Here is a 22,715-nt window from a genome sequence, read left to right as displayed (position 1 = left end):
TTTCATAATAAAAAGATTGAAGCAGCCACTAGCCTTTGACGGAGCCGATCATGGTGCCTTTGACAAAGTATTTCTGAATGAAGGGATAGGCTGCAACAATCGGAATAATGGAAACGATAATAGTTGCATAAATAATTGTTTCCTTTGAATATATCGCCATATTGCCCATCTCGTCGCTCACGTTCATCTCTACGATAAGTTTCTTTAGCAGGACTTGCAGCGGTACCTTACTCTCGTCGCTGAGGAGGATCATCGTCCAGAAATAGCCGTTCCAACGGTGTACCGCATAGAACAATCCGATCGTCACAAGCGAAGCTTTGGACAGCGGCAAATACACTTTCCATAAGATCGTAAGATCATTTGCACCATCAACCTTTGCCGCTTCTTCGAGTTCCTCCGGAATGGTCTGGAAGAACGTTCTCATGAGGAAGACATAGAAAGTCGTAATCGCGAAACCGATAATAATCGTAAATCTACTGTCGAGCATGTTCAAATCTCGAAAATTAAGATAGGTCGGAATCATGCCGGGTTGGAACCACATCGTCAGCGCGATAAAGAAGCTGATGGCCGTACGCCCCATAACCCGTTTCTTGGACAAGGCATAGGCACCACAAATGGTGAGAATTAAATTGACGATTACACCGAAAATGGTGTAATAAAACGTGTTTAAATAGGCAATCCAAATTCCCTTTTCCGATAGTACCTTTGCATAGGAGTCAAAGTTAATATCGTGCGGCAGCAAGATCACCTTGCCTGTAACGACCGATTGGGAGGAGCTCATCGATGCAGATAAGACATAAACAAACGGGTACAACGCAAGCAAAGCGATAATTCCAAGAAGTACACAATTAAAAATATAAAACAGCTTTTCGCCTCTGGTTTTTTTCATCTTCCATCACCTACCATAATCCAGTCTCCGTTAACTTCTTGCTCGTCTTGTTGGCAAATACGACGAGAATAAATCCAACGACGGCATTGAACAATCCCACCGCTGTCGCCAGGTCGTAACGTGCATCCTGAAGACCGGACCGGTACACGTAGGTGTTAATAACGTCGGCCGCCTCATAGGTAGCCGGCTGATATAGAAGAATGATCGCTTCATATCCAACTTCCAGCATGGAACCCACCTTCATGACAAGCATGATTGCGATCGTCGGAATGATAGCGGGAAGTGTGATGTGCCATGTTTGCTTCCATCTATTAGCTCCATCGATAACCGCTGCTTCGTACAAGGCAGGATTGACACCAGACAAAGCGGCTAAATAGATGATAGTACCAAATCCCGCTTCCTTCCAAATATCCATGGACCCGATAAAAATCGTACGGAAATAATCGGGATTGGTCAAAAAGTATTGCTTTTCGCCCCCTACCATCTCAATGAGGATATTGATAATACCGTTGCTAGGAGCCAAAAAGTTGGTAACAATCCCAGCTACGACAACGACCGAAATAAAATGGGGCAAATACGTAAAAGTCTGCACTGTTGCTTTGAAAATCCCGCTCTTCAATTCGTTTAGTAACAAAGCGAGGATAATCGGCACTGGAAATGCGAACAGCAATTGATAAAAACTGAGCAACACGGTGTTTTTTAATAGCCGCCAAAAATATGGACTTTTAAAAAACGTCTCGAAATGTTCAAACCCAACCCAAGGACTCGCTTCGATTCCTTTATATACACTGAAATCCTTAAAGGCGATTTGCAAGCCATACATCGGCTTATACGCAAAAATGATATACCAAGCCAGGAACGGTATCAGGAGCAGATAAAGGTAACGGTCCCTGATCAGGTTGGCTTTTATTTGTTTAAAGTTAAGCAGCACGCGTCCTCTTCTCCTCTCGCAATGATGTTTAGCTGATTTTCTTAGGAGCGCTCCCATTTGAAAGGTCAGCGTTGCAATTCAAACTATAGATACGAATGAAAGCGCTGTCTATCGCCATTATTTCATCTAGCATCAACTCTTTATGTCGTAGTCCATAATGTGCATTATTTCATGTATCAACAATTTCCCTTCATTAAGGAAAGTGTCAGTCGAATATACAAAAGCCGCCTGGCACTTAGGCTAGGCGGCTTTTTATGAATCAACGATTCTCATTGTATGAAGCCTTACTACTTCTCGCTAAGCTTTTTTGCGTACTGGCCGGGAGCTAAACCTTCATACTTGCGGAACATTCGAATAAACGTGTTTGCATTGTTGCAACCGACCATCAGTGCCAAATCGCCAATCTTAATATCTTTCTGCTGGCGCATCATTTCTTTCGCTTGCTGCACGCGATAAAAATTTAAATAATCTTTAAAATTTTCGCCGGAATGATTTTTGAACGCGATGCTGACGTAACCAGGAGAGAAGTTAAACTCCTCCGCTATCATGCTAAGCGATAAATCCTTGTTGTAGTTGTCATGTATATATTCGATCATACGTTGGACCGTGCTGTTATCCATCATCTCATTTTGCTGATCAATTGTATCAATCATGGCGCCAAACAGGGTCGTGATGGCCGAAACCATTCGTTCCTTCGATTCGCCGTTCTGAACGATGTCCAAAGATTCTTTGTGAGCTTGAACAAACTCTTCGAAGGACATGTTCAGTTGCTGGATAATTCGACTCAGAGTAGCTAATACAAGCAAACAGAACTGGTCGAGCTGCTGCGGCGTTAACTGTCTTTGCTCCAAATTTTCCGATAGAAGGAGGTTTAGTGTATGTAATGCATTTTCCCGCTTGCAGCGAATCACATAGCTGATCAGCTCTCGCTCCGTATCGATAGGATAATAATAGCTGACCATCTGAACTTGACTGAGCTGTTTATAAGTAATGACGGAAGTCTTATCAACTGCCGATTTTCTCTTCAGAGTATCAAGTGCCTGGATAAAGGAGCGGTCAATTTCGCCAGCAGAGGCTACAGGCCTGCCGACAGCTGCAGTCAATCCGTACGCATGTGCGTCCTCGATTTGAGCCATCGCTTTCATGAGCTTCTTCTGAATGGATTCCGTATCTGAATCCTTGATTATGAAGACAAATTTGGTGAAATCATGATCAAGCAGCTCGCAAGGGAAATAGACTTTCATTTGTTCATGAATGATCAAAGAAGTCTTTGATTTTATCGTAAGAATTGCGTCTTTCGAATATTGCTCCTCCAATTCTTTATCGTTCGAGAATGAAACTACGCAAACGCTTAAAGCGGTAGATAGGCTTTGCAGTTGATGTGTATTTAGCAGGTCATCCACCTTGTCAGGAGGAACGAGTCCATAGAGCAAATCCCGCAGGAACTTGTCTCTCATTGAAAGCCTGTGCTCATGCAACGCGGTTTTCATCTGTTCATTAGCCTTACTTATACTCGTCACCGTCTCATTCAGGAAGGCGAATTCGTCTGCTCCCGTAGGTTCCCCGTAGCTTTTGAACAATCCGACAAGATGACCGACAGGTCGGTACATGCGCTTGGAAACCATATAGGCGAATGCTAGTCCCACAAAGATAAGAATGGCTAATAAAAGCACAGTCCCTTTCAAATTCGGTGAAAAGGAATCTACCAACGAGTAGTTCTGTGTAACATACATATACGTCCATTGTGGCATCGTTTTTGAGCGAATCAAATGGAAATCAAATTCATCATTGGATAGCTTCGTATAGTCCCCGGTTGCCTGTTCATCAAGTTCTCGCAGTGGATAGGCAAGCAATTGCTTCCCCCGTTTATCGTCAAAGCTTGATTTGAGCGTAACGTTATTCCCATATCTTCCATATAGCGTCTTCTATCCGATGAAATTTGCGGCGTAATGACCAAATCGTCGTTAGTCTTCATTAGATCGATGCTATAGCCGAATTCAGAGAATGCGTCTATATGATTTTGCAATGCATAAGAAGTTTGTGTGATCTCATAGTAATTACGATCTTTTTCAGCGAATTTAACAACATGCTCATCTAATTTCAATTGCGCGATTAAGTTGAAAGAAACGCCGAGTTTGGTGTCAATATTGTCGCGAGATTGCATGAGATAATTTTGCTGGTTTTGACTCAATTCCGATCGCACTCTTTGGCTGTCCTTAAAGAAAGACAGGCAGACCGCAATCATAGTGTAAGCGAATACAATAATAAGATAAGCGATAAGTAGTTTTGTGAAAAAAGACTTTCTAAGCAATTTTATCTCCCCTTGGCAATTCCTTCTGAGCTGAAAATAACCTAATAAGAAAGCTTGTATCCTCATTGGGTCTTCGTATGCGCTTACAATCTTTCGAAAATATCATAACTTACACTATTTAGGAATGTGAAAATACCGTCCATCACCAAAACTCACAAGACCTATTGTCTAATTGTAGAGAAAATAATAGTACTCATCCATGTATATTCATATGAGTTACATGTATAATCGTACAAAATCGACAGCTTTGTCTTTGTTAATGTTGAGGTATAGTTATTCGTCAGTTCAATCTCTAACCCAACAACAACTTTATTCCACTAAACACAAAAAAGCCGCGATTTACGCGGCACTTAATGAGATTAAGTTGTTGTCAACCGACACATGGCTGTGACAAGTCGGGTTATGAGATACTAATGAGCTCTTTGCATTTATAAAATTAAAACGTATTATAGATATTTTCACATTCTTCCCCGGTCGGTTCATAAAAGCAGTGCTTCTTCCACCGTCCTGCGAGCGGCTGATTATACCAAGTTGGCGGACATGGACCGGGATTTTCGAACGATCCTGGACGGAAATACCATAGGGAGAATTTGGCTGGCCAATTCCGCTCCCCATTCACTGCCCGTTGCGCCAGACGGCGTTCCCTGTCTCTTGCATTTTGATAGTACAAACTATGTTGCAACGCTTCGAACGCATGCTCCTGGTTGATCATTTGGGGAATTGTCCGGATATCTTTAAAATCGGAGCAATTCCCTCTTATTCGGTTAATGCCAACATTTCCAACAAGCAGCATTCCCATTTCGCCTTCGGTCTCAGCTTCAGCTCGAAGCAACCTTGCCAACATGTTAATATCCTGTTGCCTTGCTTTTACGACTGCCATTGACTCACCTCTTTAGATTTCTAGACTCATCATATTGTAGGTGAAGCGAATGTGTTACTCTGGCATAAGAAAGAGCGATAATAAATTGCCCACCACACTCTTCTGCCCGTTAGTTTAATGAAATATTGGTTGCTTGTTAAGATCTACATTCCACTAATTATAAAAAGGATTACGTTCAGTTCCAAAAGGCCCCGCTTGGCTGACATTCACTTTTTTAACTGCAACCCATTCAGTAAACTGATAAATTGTTTTTTGGTCGATGCCTCTTTATCATGCTTCGTGAATTCCAATACATATATTTTTTTGTCTTGAATAGGTATGACTGCGAAATAGACGTCATGCGTGCCGGTCAGACCTGAGGCTGCCGTACCGTTATCCGCGTCAAGCGTATACAGCTTGCCGCTACCGATGGAAGTATCAATTACTTCTTCATATGTAATTTCACTATGGTTCGGCTTATACATGTTAAAACTGAAATCGTCAGTATACGGGTACGTGACAACACTTCCGAGATTGATTCCATTCTCGTCGGTGAGGGATGCGCCAAAGTGGTCTTCCATATTCAGGCTCCATCCCTTCGGCAGGGTCAATTCCAAATTGGAGATGCCGTTTTCGATCAATGAATTTGGTCGGCTTGAATTCGAATGTTCTCCAGAATCAATGGTGTTTTCGATATTCTGGGTAGGCGAAACAGATAAGTTGGTATGGTTATTCTTTGAGGCGATATCTTCCTGGTTATCAGAACAACCGGCAAGAACGAAAACCAGCAGTTGAACAGCCAGTAGCAGTTGCGTTTTTGTCATTCTTAGACTCCTTTTAGTTATTGCCATGTAGTATCTCTCTAAAATTGAACAATCGTTCTCCATTAGTACAACCCATTTTAATTCCTAAAATTCAATCGGTTTATTGTTTTTGTCAAAATACTGAATACCACCAGTTCCTGTAGGAAATATAAAGCACTTCTGATTTGGTTCTTTTGTAAAGGTTCCTATTCTGGTTGTATAAGTGTTTATTTTATTTAAAATACTCTCATCGATGATAAATTCAACTAAGTATTTGTCAGAAAAACCTCCAATGAATCGCTGTGGAATCTTTGCCCCCTCTACATTCTCCCAATGTTTCGAAAATGTTCCATTACCTGATTGATCCAAGTAGAAACCTACCTCTGTATCGTTCTTATATGCAATTGCTGTGTACTCCTTGTACTTCACCAACTCAATTACGTTAATGTTATTTTCACTAATAAAGGCCTCAATAACTTTATCATCTGGTCTTACTGGTTGTGATATACATCCAATAATGAGGGTAGCAACAACTATCATTGTTAGAGTTAATTTTATAGGAAACAGTTTACCCACCACCCAAATGATTTGCATTTGGCCTTTAATTTTTATCAACAATTGCATCACTCTTAGTTTAATAAAAATGAACAGGCTAACACTCACCTGCTCAACATTAAGTATGATTCAACTATCATTCTCCGTCAGTAAAACAAGAATCCAACATTTTTTTATTCGAGCACTCCTTTCCAAAAAGACCGTTAAAACAGGAATCAACTCCCTGTACTGGAGATCATTGTCCTGTAAATATAGACGCACATCGATAATAAAAGGTTCCTTTTTTATAAAGTTCAATATTAAGTTGTACTGATCTTTATTTGAGTAACAGTGGCTAATATTTTGAAAAAAGTGCCGTTAATTAATGGGCCAAATAGAAGCTTTAATGATCACCTGATAGTAGGGAAAGCCAAATTTAGAAGCCAGCATCTGTAGCTGTAAGGCGTATGCTTTTATAGTGTTTGGACTAAATCCTTTAATCTGCTTATCGACTACATACAGTCTCAACAATTCACCTAAATTCATAATAAAACTTCCCATTAAACCTAATAATTCTATAGTTTCTTTTAATGAGAAGTTTTAATATATTTAGCGTTCTCCATTAGCAAAATGATTCTCTATAATCGAAGTTTGATCTATACTTCTCCCCAAAATATCTCAGTTTCATAATCGAATAGAACAAAACCATCCTGATTATTCCTATCAAATAGATTTCGCAGATCCGTCATCATCGGTTTGTAATTGGGATGCCCAGGTACAGGGCTGTAGGAAGATGGTAGCAACCGGCCTCTCAAGCCCTCGAAATCAAACTCCTGGCTCATTCTGAATCGCACCTCATGCATCGTACCTTCCTTGAAAAAAGAGTGAAGCATCGACTGAGAAATGTTTTTATGATTAACTTTTACGTAGTCGGTTCCGTATGTATGGAGCAGTTGATCGTACTCTTCACGAAATGTAGTACCTCTTGTAAGACGGGAATTCCAGATTAGTATTACTCTCCCGCCCGGCTGTAGAATTCTACGAAACTCGGTTTGCGCTGCTAAGCGATCAAACCAGTGAAACGCTTGTGAGCAGACAATAAACTCAACCGACTGATCCGGTAATCCAGTGAATTCTGCAGAACCTGATATACTCTGAAAGTTCGGATTGCTTTCTAACATTTGCTCGGCGGCTACCCGCATTGCCTGATTCGGCTCGACCGCAATCACATAGCTTCCGCGTTCCAGAAGTAGTTTTGAAAAGATGCCTGTACCGGAACCGATGTCAGCTATTTTACTGTTCGAACGCAAACCGACATAGTCATACAAATAATCAACAGCCTCTTTCGGATAGCTCGGGCGATACTTCAAATATGAATCAACCCGGTTCGAAAAGCTTTCTTTACTGTTCATCTCACGTCACTCTCCTAATTTCATTACTTTCATTTAGTGAAGTGTATTTTTTAATTATTAAACTCTTGTGTCACTTCTCTTAAGTCGTTCCTAGGACATTATATTTCATTTACTTTTATCCAAAAAGTGTAACTTACGGTTTTCTAATTTCATGTTTTTGATTTGATCATTTCCAAGCTAACCTCCCTATATGGAGAATCGCTTTTCTCTTAAATGCTCACGTTTTCTTAGATTTTGACCAAGTATTCTTCTTCTCAGATAACATTTAGATGGAACGAAGTTGTGAATGAAAAAAATGGCGGTCAACCCTCCCACATCTCACAGCACATTTGAAAATCAGGATTAAATTTCTTCTATAGAAACTTGTTTTCTAGGACTAAATATGTTGTTTCTTAGCAAAATACACACCGCACCCAATATCAATGATAGTAATCCCCCTACTACAATGTATTGTGTACCGATTATTGATATAAATAATCCACCTACAGCTGTACCAATTGTTGTTCCTATATTAGCAGATGATAAAAATAATCCATTAGCGAAATCAGGAGCTTTGGGAGCTGCGGACGTGATCCAATATTGAGCGATATTACCTCCAATACCAGCTAATATTCCCCAAACCAAAGTAATGATAGCCATAGGTACAGTGAACTGTCCAAATGAGAATAACAAGATGTAAACTGCTCCTAATGTGAAAGGAAAAATTGCTACTGTTTTGATGGCATTTTTAGTAAGTAACATCCCAGCCACAATGTTTCCAATAACATTTGCCCCACCGTATACTACTAACATTAAACTAATCGTTTTCCCTGAAATATTAGTAATGGTTTCAAGATACTCAGCAAGGTAACTGTAAACCCCAAATATTGCTGAATTTATAAAAACAACTGCGGCAATGGAAATCCAAGTAATGGAATTTTTCAATACGCTTAACTGTGATCCGTAAGTGAGTCTTTCCTTAACAGGCATAGATGGTACAAATAGCAATGTAGCAAGGAATGTTAAAGCATTAATGATAGCAAAGAATAACATGGCCATTTCAAACGAAGTTTCACTAGCTATAAAACTAGTAATTGGCACACCAAGTACCATACCTGCAGATACTCCCAACATTATTTTGGAAACAGCTTTTGGAGCTTTTTCTTTGCTCACTGAGTTAGCAGCTACTGTCAATGCCATTGAACAATAAATGGGATGAAAAATAGCTGGAATCACACGAGCAATTAATGCAATTGTAAAGTTAGATGCAATTATCGAGACTAAGTTACCCAAAACAAACACACCAAGTACAAGTAACATTGCCTTTTTGCGATTTATTCCTGAAAACAATAGCGGCATACTTGGAGCAGAAATTGCAACCACAAGTGCAAAGAGACTCACAAACAATCCAGCTTTTGATACACTGACATCATAATAATCAGCTATCAAAGGCAATATACCAATAACACCCATTTCAGTATTCAAAATACCGAAAACTCCTACCGCCAATATAAATATAAGCAAATTACTTCGTTTATCCATAAAAAGCCTCTCCAGCCTTCCTTGTATCTTTACTATTTTCTAAACAAAGCAACAATAACTCTTAAAGTCGACTTTAAGTCAAGCGATAATCTAAAATCACTAGAACAAGATGAGAAAGCGCTGTTGCATTAAAGTGCACTTTAAGGTCTATAATAAAACCTAACTGATGATCACATTAATAAGAGCAAAATAATTATAAGGATATATGGAGGATTCAAATGGAAATTCATATCAAAGAAGCAGCAGATAAGATAGGTTTGCCTGCACATACACTCCGTTATTATGAACAAGAAGGTCTTTTACCTTTTATAAAAAGGGATGAAAATGGAAATCGTATTTTTAACGAAGCAGATTTATTATGGTTAGAGCTTATTGTATGTTTACGGAAAACTGACATCCCTCTTTCAGAGTTACGTGCAATCGTGGAATTAACAAAAGTAGGAGATAGCACAGCCTCGCAACGCAAACAGATATTTGAAAAGCATAAAGAAAAAATGATGGAGAAACAACGAGACTTGGATAACGCTTTTATAAAAATTGATTTGAAAATAGATTACTACGATGTATTAGAAAAGAAGTACTACAAAGAGAATCTTAAATAAGAACTTTTTAATAATTTTCAAAAAGCCCTTGCCTTAAAGTCCACATTAAGGATTAAGCTAATCTTGCTATTAAAATAAGTTGATCCGAGTTACTTCTTCAATCAACTTATTATTTTACCAAAGAAAGGATTGTATTATCTATTATGTGTAATAATCATAAAAACATTTCTACAACACGTGTTCTAAGTGTCCCAAGTGCAAAAGCACCATTTGAAAAGATCATTATTGAGCGAAGAGATTTACGGCCAAACGATATCTTAATAGATATTAAATTTAGTGGCATTTGCCACTCTGATATTCACAGTGCATTCGGTGAATGGGGTGGCGGAATATTCCCCATGGTTCCTGGTCATGAAATTGCCGGAGTCGTAGAAGCAGTAGGGACAGAGGTCACCAAGTTTGTTGTTGGAGACCGTGTTGGCGTTGGCTGCTTTGTTGATTCCTGCGGAGAATGCGAATATTGTCTCATTGGAGAAGAGCAATATTGTACGAAGGGTGTAGTCAACACATATAACGGTCTAGACTATGATGGTAATCCAACATACGGAGGATATAGCCAAAAAATCGTTGTAAAGGAAGGGTTCGTTGTCCGTATCCCAGACGGTCTGGATATGGATGTGGCAAGTCCACTATTATGTGCCGGCATTACGACATTCTCTCCTTTAAAACACTGGAATACTGGCCCAGGTAAGAAGGTTGCCATTGTCGGAATGGGAGGTCTTGGCCACGTAGCAGTTCAATTTGCTCATGCCATGGGTGCTGAAGTATCAGTATTGAGTCGCTCTATTGATAAGAAAGAAGAAGCATTGAAATTTGGCGCAGATCATTACTTTGCTACAAGTGAACCTGCTACATTTAAAGAATTAGCGGGTCGTTTTGATTTGATCTTAAACACCGTGTCTGCAAATCTGGATGTTGATGCGTATTTATCACTACTGCGCGTTGATGGGACACTTGTAAATGTTGGTGCACCAGCCGAACCAGATAAGTATCACGTATTTTCCTTAATTATGGGTCGTCGCAGCATTTCAGGTTCACTTGTTGGTGGAATTCGTGAAACACAGGAAATGCTTGATTTCGCAGCTGAACACGGTATTTCCCCTATGATTGAAGTGATAAGTGCAGACCAAGTCGAAGAATCGTATGAACGTGTTCTCAAAAGTGATGTGCGGTATCGGTTCGTTATTGACATTTCTACTTTATAACTCGCATTGATCCTTTATATCCACTTAAACCGGACCTGATGAAAAGAAAAAAAGCCATCGTTTAGTTTGACCAAAACGATGGCTTTTTGCTATTTGATTACCAACTTTAAGTCCTTTGTAACATCGTGTCATACTAAGATCGTTCTTTCAACGACCAATAAATCATACTTACCCGTTAGTTCCGAAGGAATAAACTTATAGCGCTCTAGCAATCCTTAAGCGGAATGGAAAATTCAACATAAAAGGGATGAAGTTCTTCATTCAAGCAAAGCTCAATTCTTTGCTTGAAATTCCCCCAACTTACCATCTCTAATGCTGTTTCGATTGGAAAAAAACCTACTTCTAAAGACTCAGCGGTAGTTGTTAATTCTCCTCCGACCGGTCTGCCTAAAAATAAAGTGTTACAAATACTACTACTTACATTTTGAAAAATACCACAAAACTTTGTCACTTCTATATCTATACCGCTCTCTTCCTTTGTTTCCCTTATCGCTGCATCTTTCAATGATTCACCTTCTTCAACCTGCCCTCCTGGCATTTCCCAACCTCGTTTAGGTCCTTTTATCAATAATATTTCGTTACGCTCATTAACTACAATTGTTGCCGCAGAAACTATATGTTTTGGAGCCACTATATCGTCCTCCCCTTTTTTAAAATAACAAAACTAGATTACCACTAATTTCCTATAGCTGTATACTGCCCTTTTGGGGCAGACCGACGCAGACTGCGTATTGACGCTAACATTTCCATTCATAGCTTTCTCTCTGGTAAAATAGAGAAAATCATATTTTACTTAGGAGGCAGACGACAACGATGGAACAAGAGCTAAGCGCACAGATATTGCAGTGGCACGAGGATGACGAACACCAGCAGATCGTAGACACTCTGATGAAGATTCCTCCAGCGAACAGAGATTACGATATGATCAGCAGCATGGGTCGGGCTTATAACAATCTGAGTTTGTATAAAAAAGCACTGGAACAGTTTGCTATCATTGCTGAGCAGGGAAAAAATGATCCGTTGTGGTATTTTCGCGTAGGCTATTCCTACTATTATATGAAGCGGTATGAGGAAGCGGCAGGTGTGTTAAGCACCGCGCTAGAGCTGGATCCTGACGATCAGCATTCAGCCAGATTGTTAGACTGGAGCCATAGCAAATGGCAAAAACAACAAAAGGCTGAATCCCTGCGCACACTCAGCAAACAAAAGAAAGACCAGGGAGCGATCCCTTTTGAAGGTATGGATCTCGACAGCTTCTGGGAAGACAGTAACTATGCTAGAGAACAATATGTCTCTGATCCGCCTACAGATGAGCTGATTTCTTCTGTAGAAGAAGAACTCGGCTATAAGCTACCGGCAGCCTACATCGCTCTGATGAAGCATCAGAACGGTGGCATTCCCCATAATACATCCTTTCCGACAGATGAAGCTACCTCTTGGGCTGAGGATCATATTGCTATAACAGGAATTATGGGGATCGGACGCGATAAAAGCTACTCTATCTGCGGTGATCTCGGCAGTCCATTCATGATTGAAGAATGGGGTTATCCGGATATCGGCGTGGTAATCTGTGATTGCCCTTCGGCAGGGCACGATGTTGTGATGCTGGACTACCGTCGCTGTGGGAAGGACGGCGAACCTGAAGTCATTCATGTCGATCAGGAAGATGATTACGAGATCACATTCCTGGCACCCAACTTCGAGTCGTTCATCCGTGGTCTGGTGAATGATGAGGATTACGACACTACTGAAGAAGATAAAGAGAACGATCTGCGCAAAGTGGCTGAAGGAAAATTCTCTCCACTGCTCACGGAACTCTGCGGTCTGGCCTCTGAGGTTGACGGGCTGGAGTCCAAAATACGCAGTGTCTGTACCCGGATCGTCCAGGAGAAGAACCATTTCTCATTTCATGCGGATGAACGGTCTCATCTCATGTACGATGTCCAGTTCTGGCTATACACCAACGCTTACCCGACTACCAGCCGTCAGCAGTATCTGGATACCTATGAGCAAATGATCGCTTTCGGCGGCGAATTCGGCCAAGGAGGGTACGCTCCTGGCTTCATCAGCGATTGGCTGGATGGGCGGATCGCGGAAGGCCTTATCGTTGAGGAGAACAGGGTTCTCCGCTTCACGGATGAGGCACGCAGTGCGGTTATAGCAAAGCTTTCCGCGGAAGCGGAAGCTGCACAGTCATTGTCAGCTGCAGGAGAAACGAAGGATGTGGCCCCCTTTACCATCGTGAAACAAAATAATGGCGGCAAATCTGTCATTCTGACGGTCGGTAGCTATTTGGCCGAACTATTCGGCACCCGGGCGGACGAGGGGTTCGAAGGCAACGGTTACGACTGGGCTTCACTGGCGGCGGTGTTCTTGAATGAGCGGATGCCGGAACTCGCGGAAACGATTCATTTTGACCCGGAAGCAGATATGTTCTGTGCCTACTCGAGTAATGGAGCCGCATTAGAACAGTTCGCATGGGCGTTCAAATTCGCTTGTGAGGATGAAGTGCTTATTTACGATCTGTTCACTCGCGCAGAATTGGACTGAGCTAATCATTCGGACAATTCCAGTTATGAATTATCCATCATTAAATCGCCATTTAGATCAACATCGTCGAAATTATCATTTTTCAAATGAATGATAGAGCTTTTAATACTAGTGCCTAACTTCTAAATTTTTATAATTATTTATCATATTTACTTATAGCACTGTTAGGTCTACGATCAAGAGGCAGCCGATCGTTGTCATCGGCTGCTTCTTAATTTACTGCCATTCGAACAACTAAGCCTCGAAGATGTGTCTGTGTTAGCTACAGTTACATTCTTCTTCGATTAACTTATAGATCATTATTTTTTCATTATCAAAACCAATAAACTCTTTAGATTTATGATGATAGTTACATGGATTTATTTTCTCGTCTTCGAACAGTACAATTCCACTATTTATATCATATATTTTCATTCCTGTTTCCTTTAAACAAGAGAACAAATATGTATCCATAAAAATATTACCTGACTCTATTGGAAACTCCTTAACTACATTTCCTGTCTCCCGATTAATCACTCTGAAAATCCACCCATGTGGCTCATCTTCATCAATGAAATCATAATTGTTTCTACCTACTAATCCAATCTCATTATCACTTACCCAACATAATGGATCGTTCCAATCCTCTTTTCCACTCCAGAGATTTTTTTTGCTCATTCCATCTTCCGATTCCCATCGATTTTCTATCCATTCAAGAATGCTCCAACCTGTCACACACCCCGCAGGGTGCCACACCCATCCATTATCAACAATCCATTTATTATCAGGTGAAACTACGAGTTGTCCATGAAAATAATCTAAATAATGTTCTGAATTGATTGATTTACTTTCAGTTAATTCATATTCCGGATCATTTCTATCAGTTAGTACTTGATAAACGATTGGATTTGTAATATCCAGTCGATTCCACTTTGTACCATGAATTAATAAAAGTTGAGCATCATAATTGACAAATGCAACCGGAAAAATGGTTTGTTCATTATAATAATCATCACGATTAAATCGCATTATGGTCTTCATTGAAGTAATATCTATTACAATTCCCTGTCTGCCAAAAGTATTATATACAGCAATTAACTCAGCATTTGGCGAGACAAGTAGAGACACTTTCTCTTCAAATATTATTTCTTCATTATCAAAAATAAATAGCTCTTTAAACACATTCTCATTTGTATTCAATTCGATAATTTTTCTGGTTGTAGTAAGAATCAGAAATTTGTTACATTCATTAATTATTGGTTGTATGTCAATAATAAGTTCTTCATTTCCCTGTATTGTTTTTGTTTCAAACTGAAATGTTTTTGTCATTGGGTTCACCCTACTACTATTTATTTAAATTCAGCTAACGTCATATTTACGAACTTCGAGAATGTTCCATATATAACGTATTCGAGAATTTCATTAAACTAACCTGTCCGTTAGTTTAATAAAACGAGCAGGCTACCGCAGTGCCTGCTCGTCGTTATGTGCTATTGCACTAACGCTCCTCGTTAGCTAAATGAAGGAAGAGTATATTGTTCTTATTGGCTGCCCTGCTCAGCTTCCGACTCTACGTTCGTAAACCAGAACGTATTACTGGTTTCAGAATCGCATCCGGTTAGCTTGTAATGGGAGCCTAACTCCTTGTCCTCCTCGAGCTCAATGCCTCGGCACAACGTGCTCGGACGACCTGCATTGCTGCCGAACCCGTCACGCGAGTTGTCGTACGTATACGTAATCACTTCAGCCCCGTCATAGACTAGCTCATAGAAGATCGGGTCACCTTCAATCGTATACTGCGTAATACGCACTTGATCCGGCACGCCAACATCTAGATTCGCAAGAAACAGCTTCCACTTGTCGATATTGTACATTTTCCCGTGAACGTTCACGATATCGCCGTTCTCCGCTGCTTGGTCGGCATCATAAGGGTTAGACACAGCGGGAAACGCTTCCGGCTTCGCTAAAGGCGTAAACGTCTCCCCCGGTGCAGGAGCAGTAGTAGGATTAGTCATATTGTCACTAGGTCTGCCCGACTTCTCACTGCAGCCCGATAGCAGCACTAATGCTGCCGCTAATGTTAACACCCATTTAATCATGAATTATCACCTCACATTTAAGAACGTTATATCGAGTACGATTGTTTCAGTCGTACATGCGCTTTTGTTTCTGCAGCTGCCGTCGTGTTTTATTGAGCTATCACGTCCCGTTAACGTAATGATTTACTGCCATCCGACGAATTACTCTCGTAAGTGTCCTCATGAATCCGTTAACTCGAAATGCCTCTGCTGACTGAGGATCGGTGAAAACGATCTTTTGCGTGAACATATATGAAATCTATTTTACGTAGCTCTAACCGAATACCAATTCTTATTCAGTTTTTTCACTTCCATAAAGTCTCCGCCAAAAAGCATTTCATCAGGGGCGCTATCATTAGCGGTATAAATAAATCCAGCCATATTACCTAATATTCCACGATAGGCAAAAAAAAGAATTTGATCGCTCTGTCCGTATCCTTGAACCACGATCTCACCACCGCCTTTGGAAAGTTTCTTATATTCCTCTGGCAAACGAATCAATTTTTCATTATCAGATACATTCGGTTTCAGTGTGCCATCCAATACCATTCGAACTACATCTTCTCTTTCTTCCTTATTGAAGCGATAATCTAAATCTAAAACTATTGAGGTAAAAGGAACAATTAACACCAAAATAAAAATAATTAGATTCAACAAAAAAGGTATTCCTCTTCTTGCCCTATTGAAGGATTTACTTACGACAAAATACACAAAAACAATCAGTGAACAAATCAAGAAAATAATATAACCCAGTATCTCAATAAATGGCGCAATAAAGGAAGTGAGGATATCAGCTAAAGTAAAGCGATAGATATTCAGAAGCAATATTATCATTGATCCAATTATTGCAATCGAAAGCATGAAATAGAATATTATTTTCGATTGATTATTCTTAATTCGCTTTATTTCATCCTCTATGAGATTTAATTCATCCTCCATGAGACACCTCCATAACAAAAGATCTTTAAGTGGATTTCCTATATCGTCTTATTTACGAACTTCACGAAATTTCCATATTTATGGTATTCGTGACGAGAACTAAATAATCCTGTGTGTTCAATGAAACGCTAACACAAGAAATTGTTTTACCATTATTATACACTTAATTAAAAAATGGCATCAAATTCAACCGTCGTTTTTATCGTGTTGATCAAATTTTCACTGTCATTTTGAATGCTTTTTTTCATGTTCATTTAAATTTTCCACATTACTCTGACAGATATAGCTTTACTTGTTACATTTCGAACAGCTTTACGTATTAACCAAGGGAAATATTTAAATGTGTTTGTTTATTACGCTATAGTAAACGTTTGATATAAAATTTTTGGAGGTTTGATATGCCAGATTTGTTGTTGTTGCTATTTTTATTTAACTTATCCTTATTTCTCCTGCACGAAATGGATGCAATTCGACGATCGGAATGGAAACTATTTTTCGTTCTACAAGATATGGATGATGCAAAAGCTTATAAAGTGTTCACCCTTATCCATCTCCCCCTGTACACCATCATACTCGCTTTACTTTTTAGCCAATATCAGACGATTACGTTTTGGGTGATAGACATCTTTCTCATGATCCATTCGATCCTGCACTTATTTTACGAAAAGCACTCCCGCAATGAATTTAAAAATACATTCTCTCGTTTAATCATCTATCCGATGGGAATTCTTGCTGCTATTCATTTATTATTAATTGCGAATCCGTAATTTCTCACTTAGGTCTTAGCGATTGTACAAGGAAAGTATCTCCGGTATCGGTCCTCTCATATAGCTTGCATCTGGCTTATGTAATGGGAGGAACAGCCATGGCTTTTTATAAAATGGGATAAATTGACTCAGTAGCAATTATTCCGTATAATCACTCACTGCCCAGTATCCAAGCAGCTTTTTCATTGCTCAAACCTGCCCGTTAGCTTAATAAAAAGAGCAGGATACCGTAGTACCTGCTCATTAATGTCTATTATTCAACTATCGTTTCCCGTTTGATTAACGCCAGGATTTGTAAGCCCTCTTTTCCCATTAACCTATTTGATTGTAACTTTCGCCTAGGTTTTTAGCAAAATTATGCAATGTAATACCGCCGATAATTGCCAAGAACACAAAAATACCAACAAAAAGTAAAATTCGTTTTTTCATTCTATTATTAGCTCACCTCGTTTATGAATACTGAATATGTAATAATTTAGACTCTATCTGCGATAAAAGGTTACGCTATCCTGCCTTACAGCTTAACGAGAAAGGAGCAGTTGCCATCGACTAGATGCTCTATGGTCCGTTCAACTTTCGTTCCCCGTTAGTTAAATAAATTTGTTGTCTGTTTTTATGGAGTGTCTTCGTCGCTTTTGTACTCCAAAATATCACCTGGCTGACAATCCAAGGTTTTACATATCGCTTCTAATGTTGATAAACGAACCGCTTTTGCTTTCCCATTTTTAAGAATGGAAAGATTCGCCATAGTTATTCCAACCCTCTCTGAAAGCTCCGTTACGCTCATTTTTCGTTTTGCTAACATCACATCAATATTAATAATAATTGCCATATGCTCCACCTCAGACCGTTAAATCATTTTCTGATTTTATATTAATAGCTTCTTGTAAAAGTCTTTGGAGAACAGCAGCAAAAACGGTGATCACCATAGAGGCGAAAATAATGACCAATCCCATTGGTATGAAACTTGGAGGGTCAACTCTCTTCCCCATGAGATAGTAGAGTGGCATACCTAGCATGTACAAGGTACTGATTGTGATGGCACAGTATTTTATATTCTTTAAAGCTTTTACCGATAATTCCGAGAACGCTTGGTTCTTATCTATATAGCTTAAAAGTTTAAAAGCTTGATACAGAGCAAAGTAAAAAGGAATCGCTGCTGAGTACATATCGATTAAGACGAGAGATTTCATATAAGCCATTTCTGGATACAATTCTTCAGCAAAATCCCCAATCTTAGGCACCAAAAATATGTACAAAGCAAGAATTGGGGTTCCAATAAGAATAACAGCTATCTTCAAAAAGAGTGTATTTCCTCGTTTCATAAACTGCACCTCACTTATTTAATGTCAGTTTTTACTTTATCACAAAATTTATCGTTTTACGATAAAATAATATCGTTTTATATAAAAATAAAAAACATTTCTCATTACAAAGAAATGCTCTTACTTTAAAATGTTAAATTTGCAACTTGTTCAACAAAACCGCCCGTTAGCTTAATGAAGGGCTTCCGCTTGGAAGCCCTTTGGATGTTCAACTATCGTTCCCCGTTAGCTCAACGTTTAATTGTATTCCCCTTTAAATGGCTTTTTAAAATCCCGTATTTGTTTGTTATTTTGATCGTATTCAGCCCAATAGAACACATCTCTAAAATCTATTTTTGCAATGTTGAGATATTTTTGAAGCTGTTCAATACTTCCTTCAGATAAAAACAAAATTGATCTAATTAATCTCAATATAAACTCTTCTTCGGTGTGGAAAAAACTTTGATTAGTTAATAGGTCTTCAACAAAATCGTATTGATCCTTATATTCCTGCTGTATTTTTTCAATAATATCCAAAGGAAGAATTAAACTCATATTTCAACTCCGAGCTTAATGGATTTTTGAAATTAATGGCACTACCGCAGTTTCTCATAACGTCTTATTTGCGATGACCGTAAATTTCCCATATCTGACGTATTCGTGAAGAGATCAAACTATCCTGCCCGTTAGCTTAAATAAAGAAATGGAGCAGTTATTGAATTACAGTTTCAAATCCTGACAGTTAATTTTTGTAGAAAGTTACTTCTGTGCTATGAATAGTGATAGGGTATGTTTTTCTTCTTTCTCGTATTGTCACTACGCTGAGTCCTTCTGAAAAACTCTCTAACCTCTCGTACTGATCCCCTAGCTCGATCATCTCCATGTTTCGTTTCAACATCGTAATATTTTTCTTATCATAAACAAATGCTATGCCTTCCCTAAAACATGACGCGCTCGTAAACTTGGGTTCAATCACAAATTCACCGTCAGGATTCAGGTATCCCCAATTCCTTCCTAATTTGACCGGGGCCAACTGCTCATAAAAATTCTCCGCGTCATTATATTTAGTATCGACTATGACTTCACCTAATCTGTTAATGAATCCAAATTTATTACGTTTACTAATTACCGCCATTCCCTCTTGAAAATTACCAGCAAAACCAAACTGTGGTGAAATAACGATCTGACCTTTGCAATCAATATATCCGATCTTTCCTTCTACACTTATTCGAGCAAGCCCGTCAGAGAAGGAGTTGTAGTCCTCGGATATAGGATCTATTACGTATTCGCCTGCTGCATTGATGCATCCGTGCTTTCCAGAAGGGTGCTGCACAGATACGATACCATCTTTAAAGTGCATGGAGTTATTATATATCTGATCATTAATAAAATTCCCATTTACATCAATGAACGCAATCCCCGATGTAATACCATTAGGTATAACTACGGTGGCGTATCCTTCAGAAAAATCATAAGCATGTTCAAACTTAGGAGGAATAACAATCATACCGTGTATATCTAGATAGCCAAATTTACCATTACTTTGAAACAATGCACGACCGCAAGAAAAATTATTCACTCCAAAATATTCTGTATCCAGCAAAGTTTCGCCGGATTTTGAAATGAACTTCGTTTTATTGTTCTCGTAAACAGCAGCTATGCCATTTGTGAAAGAAGTAGCATACTCGTATATTGTCGGGATCACCTGGTTGCCCTGGCGGTCGATGTAGCCATACATTACAAAATCACTCCTAAATGTTGAATAGATCTGCGCGTTCAATTAACGGTTTCTACTAAATTTTATATCTACATCAAAGATCCTTTTGAAAAGGATGTCGCTGTAGTCTTCTGACATTAAGATTAACACATATTGGAACTATCCTGCCCGATAGTTTAACAAAGAAAGGGAGCAGCTGCCGCAGCAAACTACTCCATGTTTGTTCAACTATAGTTCCCAGTTAGTTAAATATTAATTGGCCGAATAAATCATTCCCTCCTATTAAAACTTTGCTGTCGATTCAATAAAAGTTAGTGAGAGTTTATGCCGTCATTTGTCTAACATTTTTGAAAAGTACTTAGGAGCCTCCTTAAAACCTTGTCTCTCATAAAATTTATGAGCATCTATTCTTCTGGAATGACAATGAACTTGGATACTGTCACATCCCCTTTTTCTGGCAGAGGCAGAGGCAAATCCCTCTAATTCCTTTCCAATTCCTTTACTTCTAATTGAGGAGTCCACAACAAGATAACTAATTGATGCGATATCTCCTCTAATTCCTAATTGCGGAATATAATGAATGGAAATACAGGCAATAACACGTCCTTCATCTTCATAAACCATTAATTCTTCGTTGGGGTCAGTAAGAAGTCTTTCCATGTTCTCTTTAATAAAAAATTCGGTTTCCGGGTAGCCTAATTGCGTCAATAGTTTTGCTATATCTTTCCTATCCTCCAATTTTGCAACTCTTATCATAAATTTCATCTCCACTCATCTAACACTTTATAGGGTGTCGCTCGACATAAATCATAATTTGGTTTTGATATGCTTAAATAACTATCGGCAACTGTAACCCTTCACCATAAGCATGGCTTTATATTAGCGAAATTACTAGAACCACGGTGTGACTATTTCAATGCAGGTGTGGCTTATTGTTGCTAAACCATAACTCATAAAAAATGCCAACTAGCGCTTTTACGCAATTTATTTAATAAGAAAATCCATAACAAGGACCGTCTGCTTTCTTGTTTTTATTGAGTTAAACTGCCCATTAGCTTAACAAAAAATAGGAGCAGCCGCCACAGCAAACTGCTCGTAGTATGTTCAACTATCGTGTCCCGTTAGCTCAATGATCTGAAGAAGTTGTTTTACTCAAGCTATTCCTCAGAAATCTCTACGTACGATCTAAACCTAATTTGACGCCGAAATTGGGCATTCACCTTGCCTAGGGCGAATATCTTAATAGGTAAGTACATTTTTTAAAATTGAGGTGATACACTTGGGATACTTCGTTACTGTGGAACCGGGCGTAAAAGTATTTATAGAGGACATCAATCCAAAGGGAAATAAAACGATACTTTTTATTCATGGATGGCCGCTAAACCATAACCAGTTCGAATATCAGTTCAATTACCTTCCGAAGCTCGGATATCGTTGTATCGGAATGGACTGGAGAGGATACGGCAATTCGGATAAACCATTCGACGGTTACGGTTTCGATAGATTAGCAGATGATCTTCGTATGGTCATCGAAGCGTTACAATTAAAAAACATAATACTAGCAGGACACTCGACCGGAGGCGCGATCTCGATTCGTTATATGGCTCGTTACAAAGGGTACGGGGTATCTAAACTCGTCCTGATCGACGCTGCGTCTCCATCAAGCGTTCCCAAAGAATTTACGAATAAAATCATCGAAGAAACAAACAATGACCGTCCGAAAATGCTGCAAAACCAAACGGAGATTTTTTTCTTTCAGTACATTTCTGAACCAAAATCCGAATGGTTCTTTCTAATGGGTTTACAAGCTGCGAATTGGTCGACTTCCGCTATTATGGTCACGCTAAGAGACGAGAATGTTTACAACGATCTTGGACAGATCGATGTGCCCACATTAATTATTCATGGAATTCATGATAAAGTCGTTCCGTTTTCCCAAGCTCAGGAAACAAATAAGCTGATTAAAAATTCGCAACTTGTTTCATTTCAATACAGCGGTCATTGCCCTTTTTTGGAGGAGCGCGATAGATTCAACCAACTATTATCTTCTTTTGCATAACACCTCGGATTAACCGCACCCTCGCTCCCCTTAAATATAGTCCGATAATGCCCGATAATGGAGCAAATCTGCCAGTTAGCGTAATCAAAAAAGGAGCAGCTGTCGTCTGCAGCTGCTCCTTTTTGTGTTGAACTAACGTGTCCCGTTAGTTCAACTTTTTCATAAATATAATGATAACCCTAATTGAATCGAGGATTTTGGATGATTCTCACATACTGAGAAGGATAAGGTCAGAGCTCATCCACTTACATTCTA

Annotated in this window: 23 protein-coding genes; 5 read left to right on the top strand and 18 right to left on the bottom strand. The window is 39.3% G+C overall.

Features of this window, described 5'->3' with window-relative positions:
- Positions 1 to 28: 28 nt before the first annotated feature.
- From MHH56_RS11505 to MHH56_RS11465, 9 genes are all read right to left on the bottom strand, one after another.
- Positions 29 to 889, bottom strand: a complete 861-nt coding sequence (locus tag MHH56_RS11505) for a carbohydrate ABC transporter permease (RefSeq protein ID WP_339208338.1) — start codon at positions 887 to 889, stop codon at positions 29 to 31.
- Between the two features lie 10 nt (positions 890 to 899).
- Positions 900 to 1,820 carry an ABC transporter permease subunit gene (locus MHH56_RS11500; protein ID WP_339208337.1) on the bottom strand — a complete coding sequence of 307 codons (921 nt, stop codon included), beginning with the start codon at positions 1,818 to 1,820 and terminating at the stop codon, positions 900 to 902.
- Between the two features lie 287 nt (positions 1,821 to 2,107).
- The gene (locus MHH56_RS11495) at positions 2,108 to 3,673 is read right to left on the bottom strand and encodes a helix-turn-helix domain-containing protein (RefSeq protein WP_339208335.1); all 1,566 of its coding nucleotides are present in this window, start codon (positions 3,671 to 3,673) and stop codon (positions 2,108 to 2,110) included.
- A complete protein-coding gene (locus tag MHH56_RS11490; RefSeq protein ID WP_339208332.1) occupies positions 3,586 to 4,011 on the bottom strand; it encodes a hypothetical protein in 426 nt (141 codons plus the stop codon). Before MHH56_RS11490 ends, MHH56_RS11495 begins: the two co-directional genes overlap by 88 nt.
- Before the next feature lie 556 nt (positions 4,012 to 4,567).
- Positions 4,568 to 5,011 (bottom strand): cell wall hydrolase, encoded by a 444-nt coding sequence (locus tag MHH56_RS11485; protein WP_076270629.1) that lies wholly within the window; start codon positions 5,009 to 5,011, stop codon positions 4,568 to 4,570.
- Between the two features lie 206 nt (positions 5,012 to 5,217).
- On the bottom strand, positions 5,218 to 5,814 hold the full coding sequence (locus MHH56_RS11480; protein WP_339208331.1) for a hypothetical protein: 597 nt from the start codon (positions 5,812 to 5,814) through the stop codon (positions 5,218 to 5,220).
- A gap of 84 nt (positions 5,815 to 5,898) precedes the next feature.
- A complete protein-coding gene (locus tag MHH56_RS11475; RefSeq protein ID WP_339208329.1) occupies positions 5,899 to 6,387 on the bottom strand; it encodes a hypothetical protein in 489 nt (162 codons plus the stop codon).
- A gap of 596 nt (positions 6,388 to 6,983) precedes the next feature.
- Positions 6,984 to 7,739 carry a class I SAM-dependent methyltransferase gene (locus MHH56_RS11470; protein ID WP_339208328.1) on the bottom strand — a complete coding sequence of 252 codons (756 nt, stop codon included), beginning with the start codon at positions 7,737 to 7,739 and terminating at the stop codon, positions 6,984 to 6,986.
- Between the two features lie 342 nt (positions 7,740 to 8,081).
- On the bottom strand, positions 8,082 to 9,260 hold the full coding sequence (locus MHH56_RS11465) for an MFS transporter (RefSeq protein ID WP_339208327.1): 1,179 nt from the start codon (positions 9,258 to 9,260) through the stop codon (positions 8,082 to 8,084).
- A 218-nt stretch (positions 9,261 to 9,478) separates the two neighbouring features.
- Between MHH56_RS11465 and MHH56_RS11460 the strand changes: the two genes are divergently transcribed.
- The gene (locus tag MHH56_RS11460) at positions 9,479 to 9,862 is read left to right on the top strand and encodes a MerR family transcriptional regulator (protein WP_339208325.1); all 384 of its coding nucleotides are present in this window, start codon (positions 9,479 to 9,481) and stop codon (positions 9,860 to 9,862) included.
- Positions 9,863 to 10,005: 143 nt separating this feature from the next.
- Positions 10,006 to 11,067 (top strand): NAD(P)-dependent alcohol dehydrogenase, encoded by a 1,062-nt coding sequence (locus MHH56_RS11455; protein ID WP_339208324.1) that lies wholly within the window; start codon positions 10,006 to 10,008, stop codon positions 11,065 to 11,067.
- 205 nt (positions 11,068 to 11,272) lie between these two features.
- Here the strand turns inward: MHH56_RS11455 and MHH56_RS11450 are convergent, their stop codons facing one another.
- Complete coding sequence (locus MHH56_RS11450; RefSeq protein ID WP_339209560.1) at positions 11,273 to 11,701, bottom strand: NUDIX domain-containing protein; 429 nt, start codon at positions 11,699 to 11,701, stop codon at positions 11,273 to 11,275.
- A 179-nt stretch (positions 11,702 to 11,880) separates the two neighbouring features.
- Here MHH56_RS11450 and MHH56_RS11445 point away from each other — a divergent pair, with 179 nt between their 5' ends.
- Positions 11,881 to 13,617, top strand: a complete 1,737-nt coding sequence (locus MHH56_RS11445; protein WP_339208323.1) for an Imm51 family immunity protein — start codon at positions 11,881 to 11,883, stop codon at positions 13,615 to 13,617.
- A 258-nt stretch (positions 13,618 to 13,875) separates the two neighbouring features.
- Here MHH56_RS11445 and MHH56_RS11440 read toward each other — a convergent pair whose 3' ends face one another.
- The 3 genes from MHH56_RS11440 to MHH56_RS11430 all read right to left on the bottom strand — a co-directional run bounded on the left by MHH56_RS11440 (position 13,876) and on the right by MHH56_RS11430 (position 16,613).
- Positions 13,876 to 14,925 (bottom strand): hypothetical protein, encoded by a 1,050-nt coding sequence (locus tag MHH56_RS11440; RefSeq protein ID WP_339208322.1) that lies wholly within the window; start codon positions 14,923 to 14,925, stop codon positions 13,876 to 13,878.
- A gap of 212 nt (positions 14,926 to 15,137) precedes the next feature.
- Positions 15,138 to 15,695: a DUF4362 domain-containing protein gene (locus MHH56_RS11435; protein WP_339208321.1), complete on the bottom strand. Its 558-nt coding sequence runs from the start codon at positions 15,693 to 15,695 to the stop codon at positions 15,138 to 15,140.
- Between the two features lie 243 nt (positions 15,696 to 15,938).
- Positions 15,939 to 16,613: a hypothetical protein gene (locus MHH56_RS11430; protein ID WP_339208320.1), complete on the bottom strand. Its 675-nt coding sequence runs from the start codon at positions 16,611 to 16,613 to the stop codon at positions 15,939 to 15,941.
- 398 nt (positions 16,614 to 17,011) lie between these two features.
- Here MHH56_RS11430 and MHH56_RS11425 point away from each other — a divergent pair, with 398 nt between their 5' ends.
- The gene (locus MHH56_RS11425; protein ID WP_339208319.1) at positions 17,012 to 17,380 is read left to right on the top strand and encodes a DUF6713 family protein; all 369 of its coding nucleotides are present in this window, start codon (positions 17,012 to 17,014) and stop codon (positions 17,378 to 17,380) included.
- A 613-nt stretch (positions 17,381 to 17,993) separates the two neighbouring features.
- Here MHH56_RS11425 and MHH56_RS11420 read toward each other — a convergent pair.
- The 5 genes from MHH56_RS11420 to MHH56_RS11400 all read right to left on the bottom strand — a co-directional run bounded on the left by MHH56_RS11420 (position 17,994) and on the right by MHH56_RS11400 (position 21,157).
- Entirely contained in the window at positions 17,994 to 18,212 is a 219-nt protein-coding gene (locus MHH56_RS11420; protein WP_339208318.1) for a helix-turn-helix transcriptional regulator, read from the bottom strand.
- 10 nt (positions 18,213 to 18,222) lie between these two features.
- Positions 18,223 to 18,705, bottom strand: a complete 483-nt coding sequence (locus MHH56_RS11415; RefSeq protein ID WP_339208317.1) for a DUF2975 domain-containing protein — start codon at positions 18,703 to 18,705, stop codon at positions 18,223 to 18,225.
- 237 nt (positions 18,706 to 18,942) lie between these two features.
- Entirely contained in the window at positions 18,943 to 19,239 is a 297-nt protein-coding gene (locus MHH56_RS11410; protein ID WP_339208316.1) for a hypothetical protein, read from the bottom strand.
- A 187-nt stretch (positions 19,240 to 19,426) separates the two neighbouring features.
- Positions 19,427 to 20,422, bottom strand: a complete 996-nt coding sequence (locus tag MHH56_RS11405) for a WG repeat-containing protein (protein WP_339208315.1) — start codon at positions 20,420 to 20,422, stop codon at positions 19,427 to 19,429.
- 309 nt (positions 20,423 to 20,731) lie between these two features.
- On the bottom strand, positions 20,732 to 21,157 hold the full coding sequence (locus tag MHH56_RS11400) for a GNAT family N-acetyltransferase (RefSeq protein WP_339208314.1): 426 nt from the start codon (positions 21,155 to 21,157) through the stop codon (positions 20,732 to 20,734).
- A 523-nt stretch (positions 21,158 to 21,680) separates the two neighbouring features.
- Between MHH56_RS11400 and MHH56_RS11395 the strand changes: the two genes are divergently transcribed.
- The gene (locus tag MHH56_RS11395) at positions 21,681 to 22,460 is read left to right on the top strand and encodes an alpha/beta hydrolase (protein ID WP_339208313.1); all 780 of its coding nucleotides are present in this window, start codon (positions 21,681 to 21,683) and stop codon (positions 22,458 to 22,460) included.
- The last annotated feature ends 255 nt before the right edge of the window (positions 22,461 to 22,715 follow it).

Source organism: Paenibacillus sp. FSL K6-3182 (assembly GCF_037976325.1).
GTDB lineage: Bacteria > Bacillota > Bacilli > Paenibacillales > Paenibacillaceae > Pristimantibacillus.
This window is presented reverse-complemented; position numbering and strand designations above follow the sequence as displayed.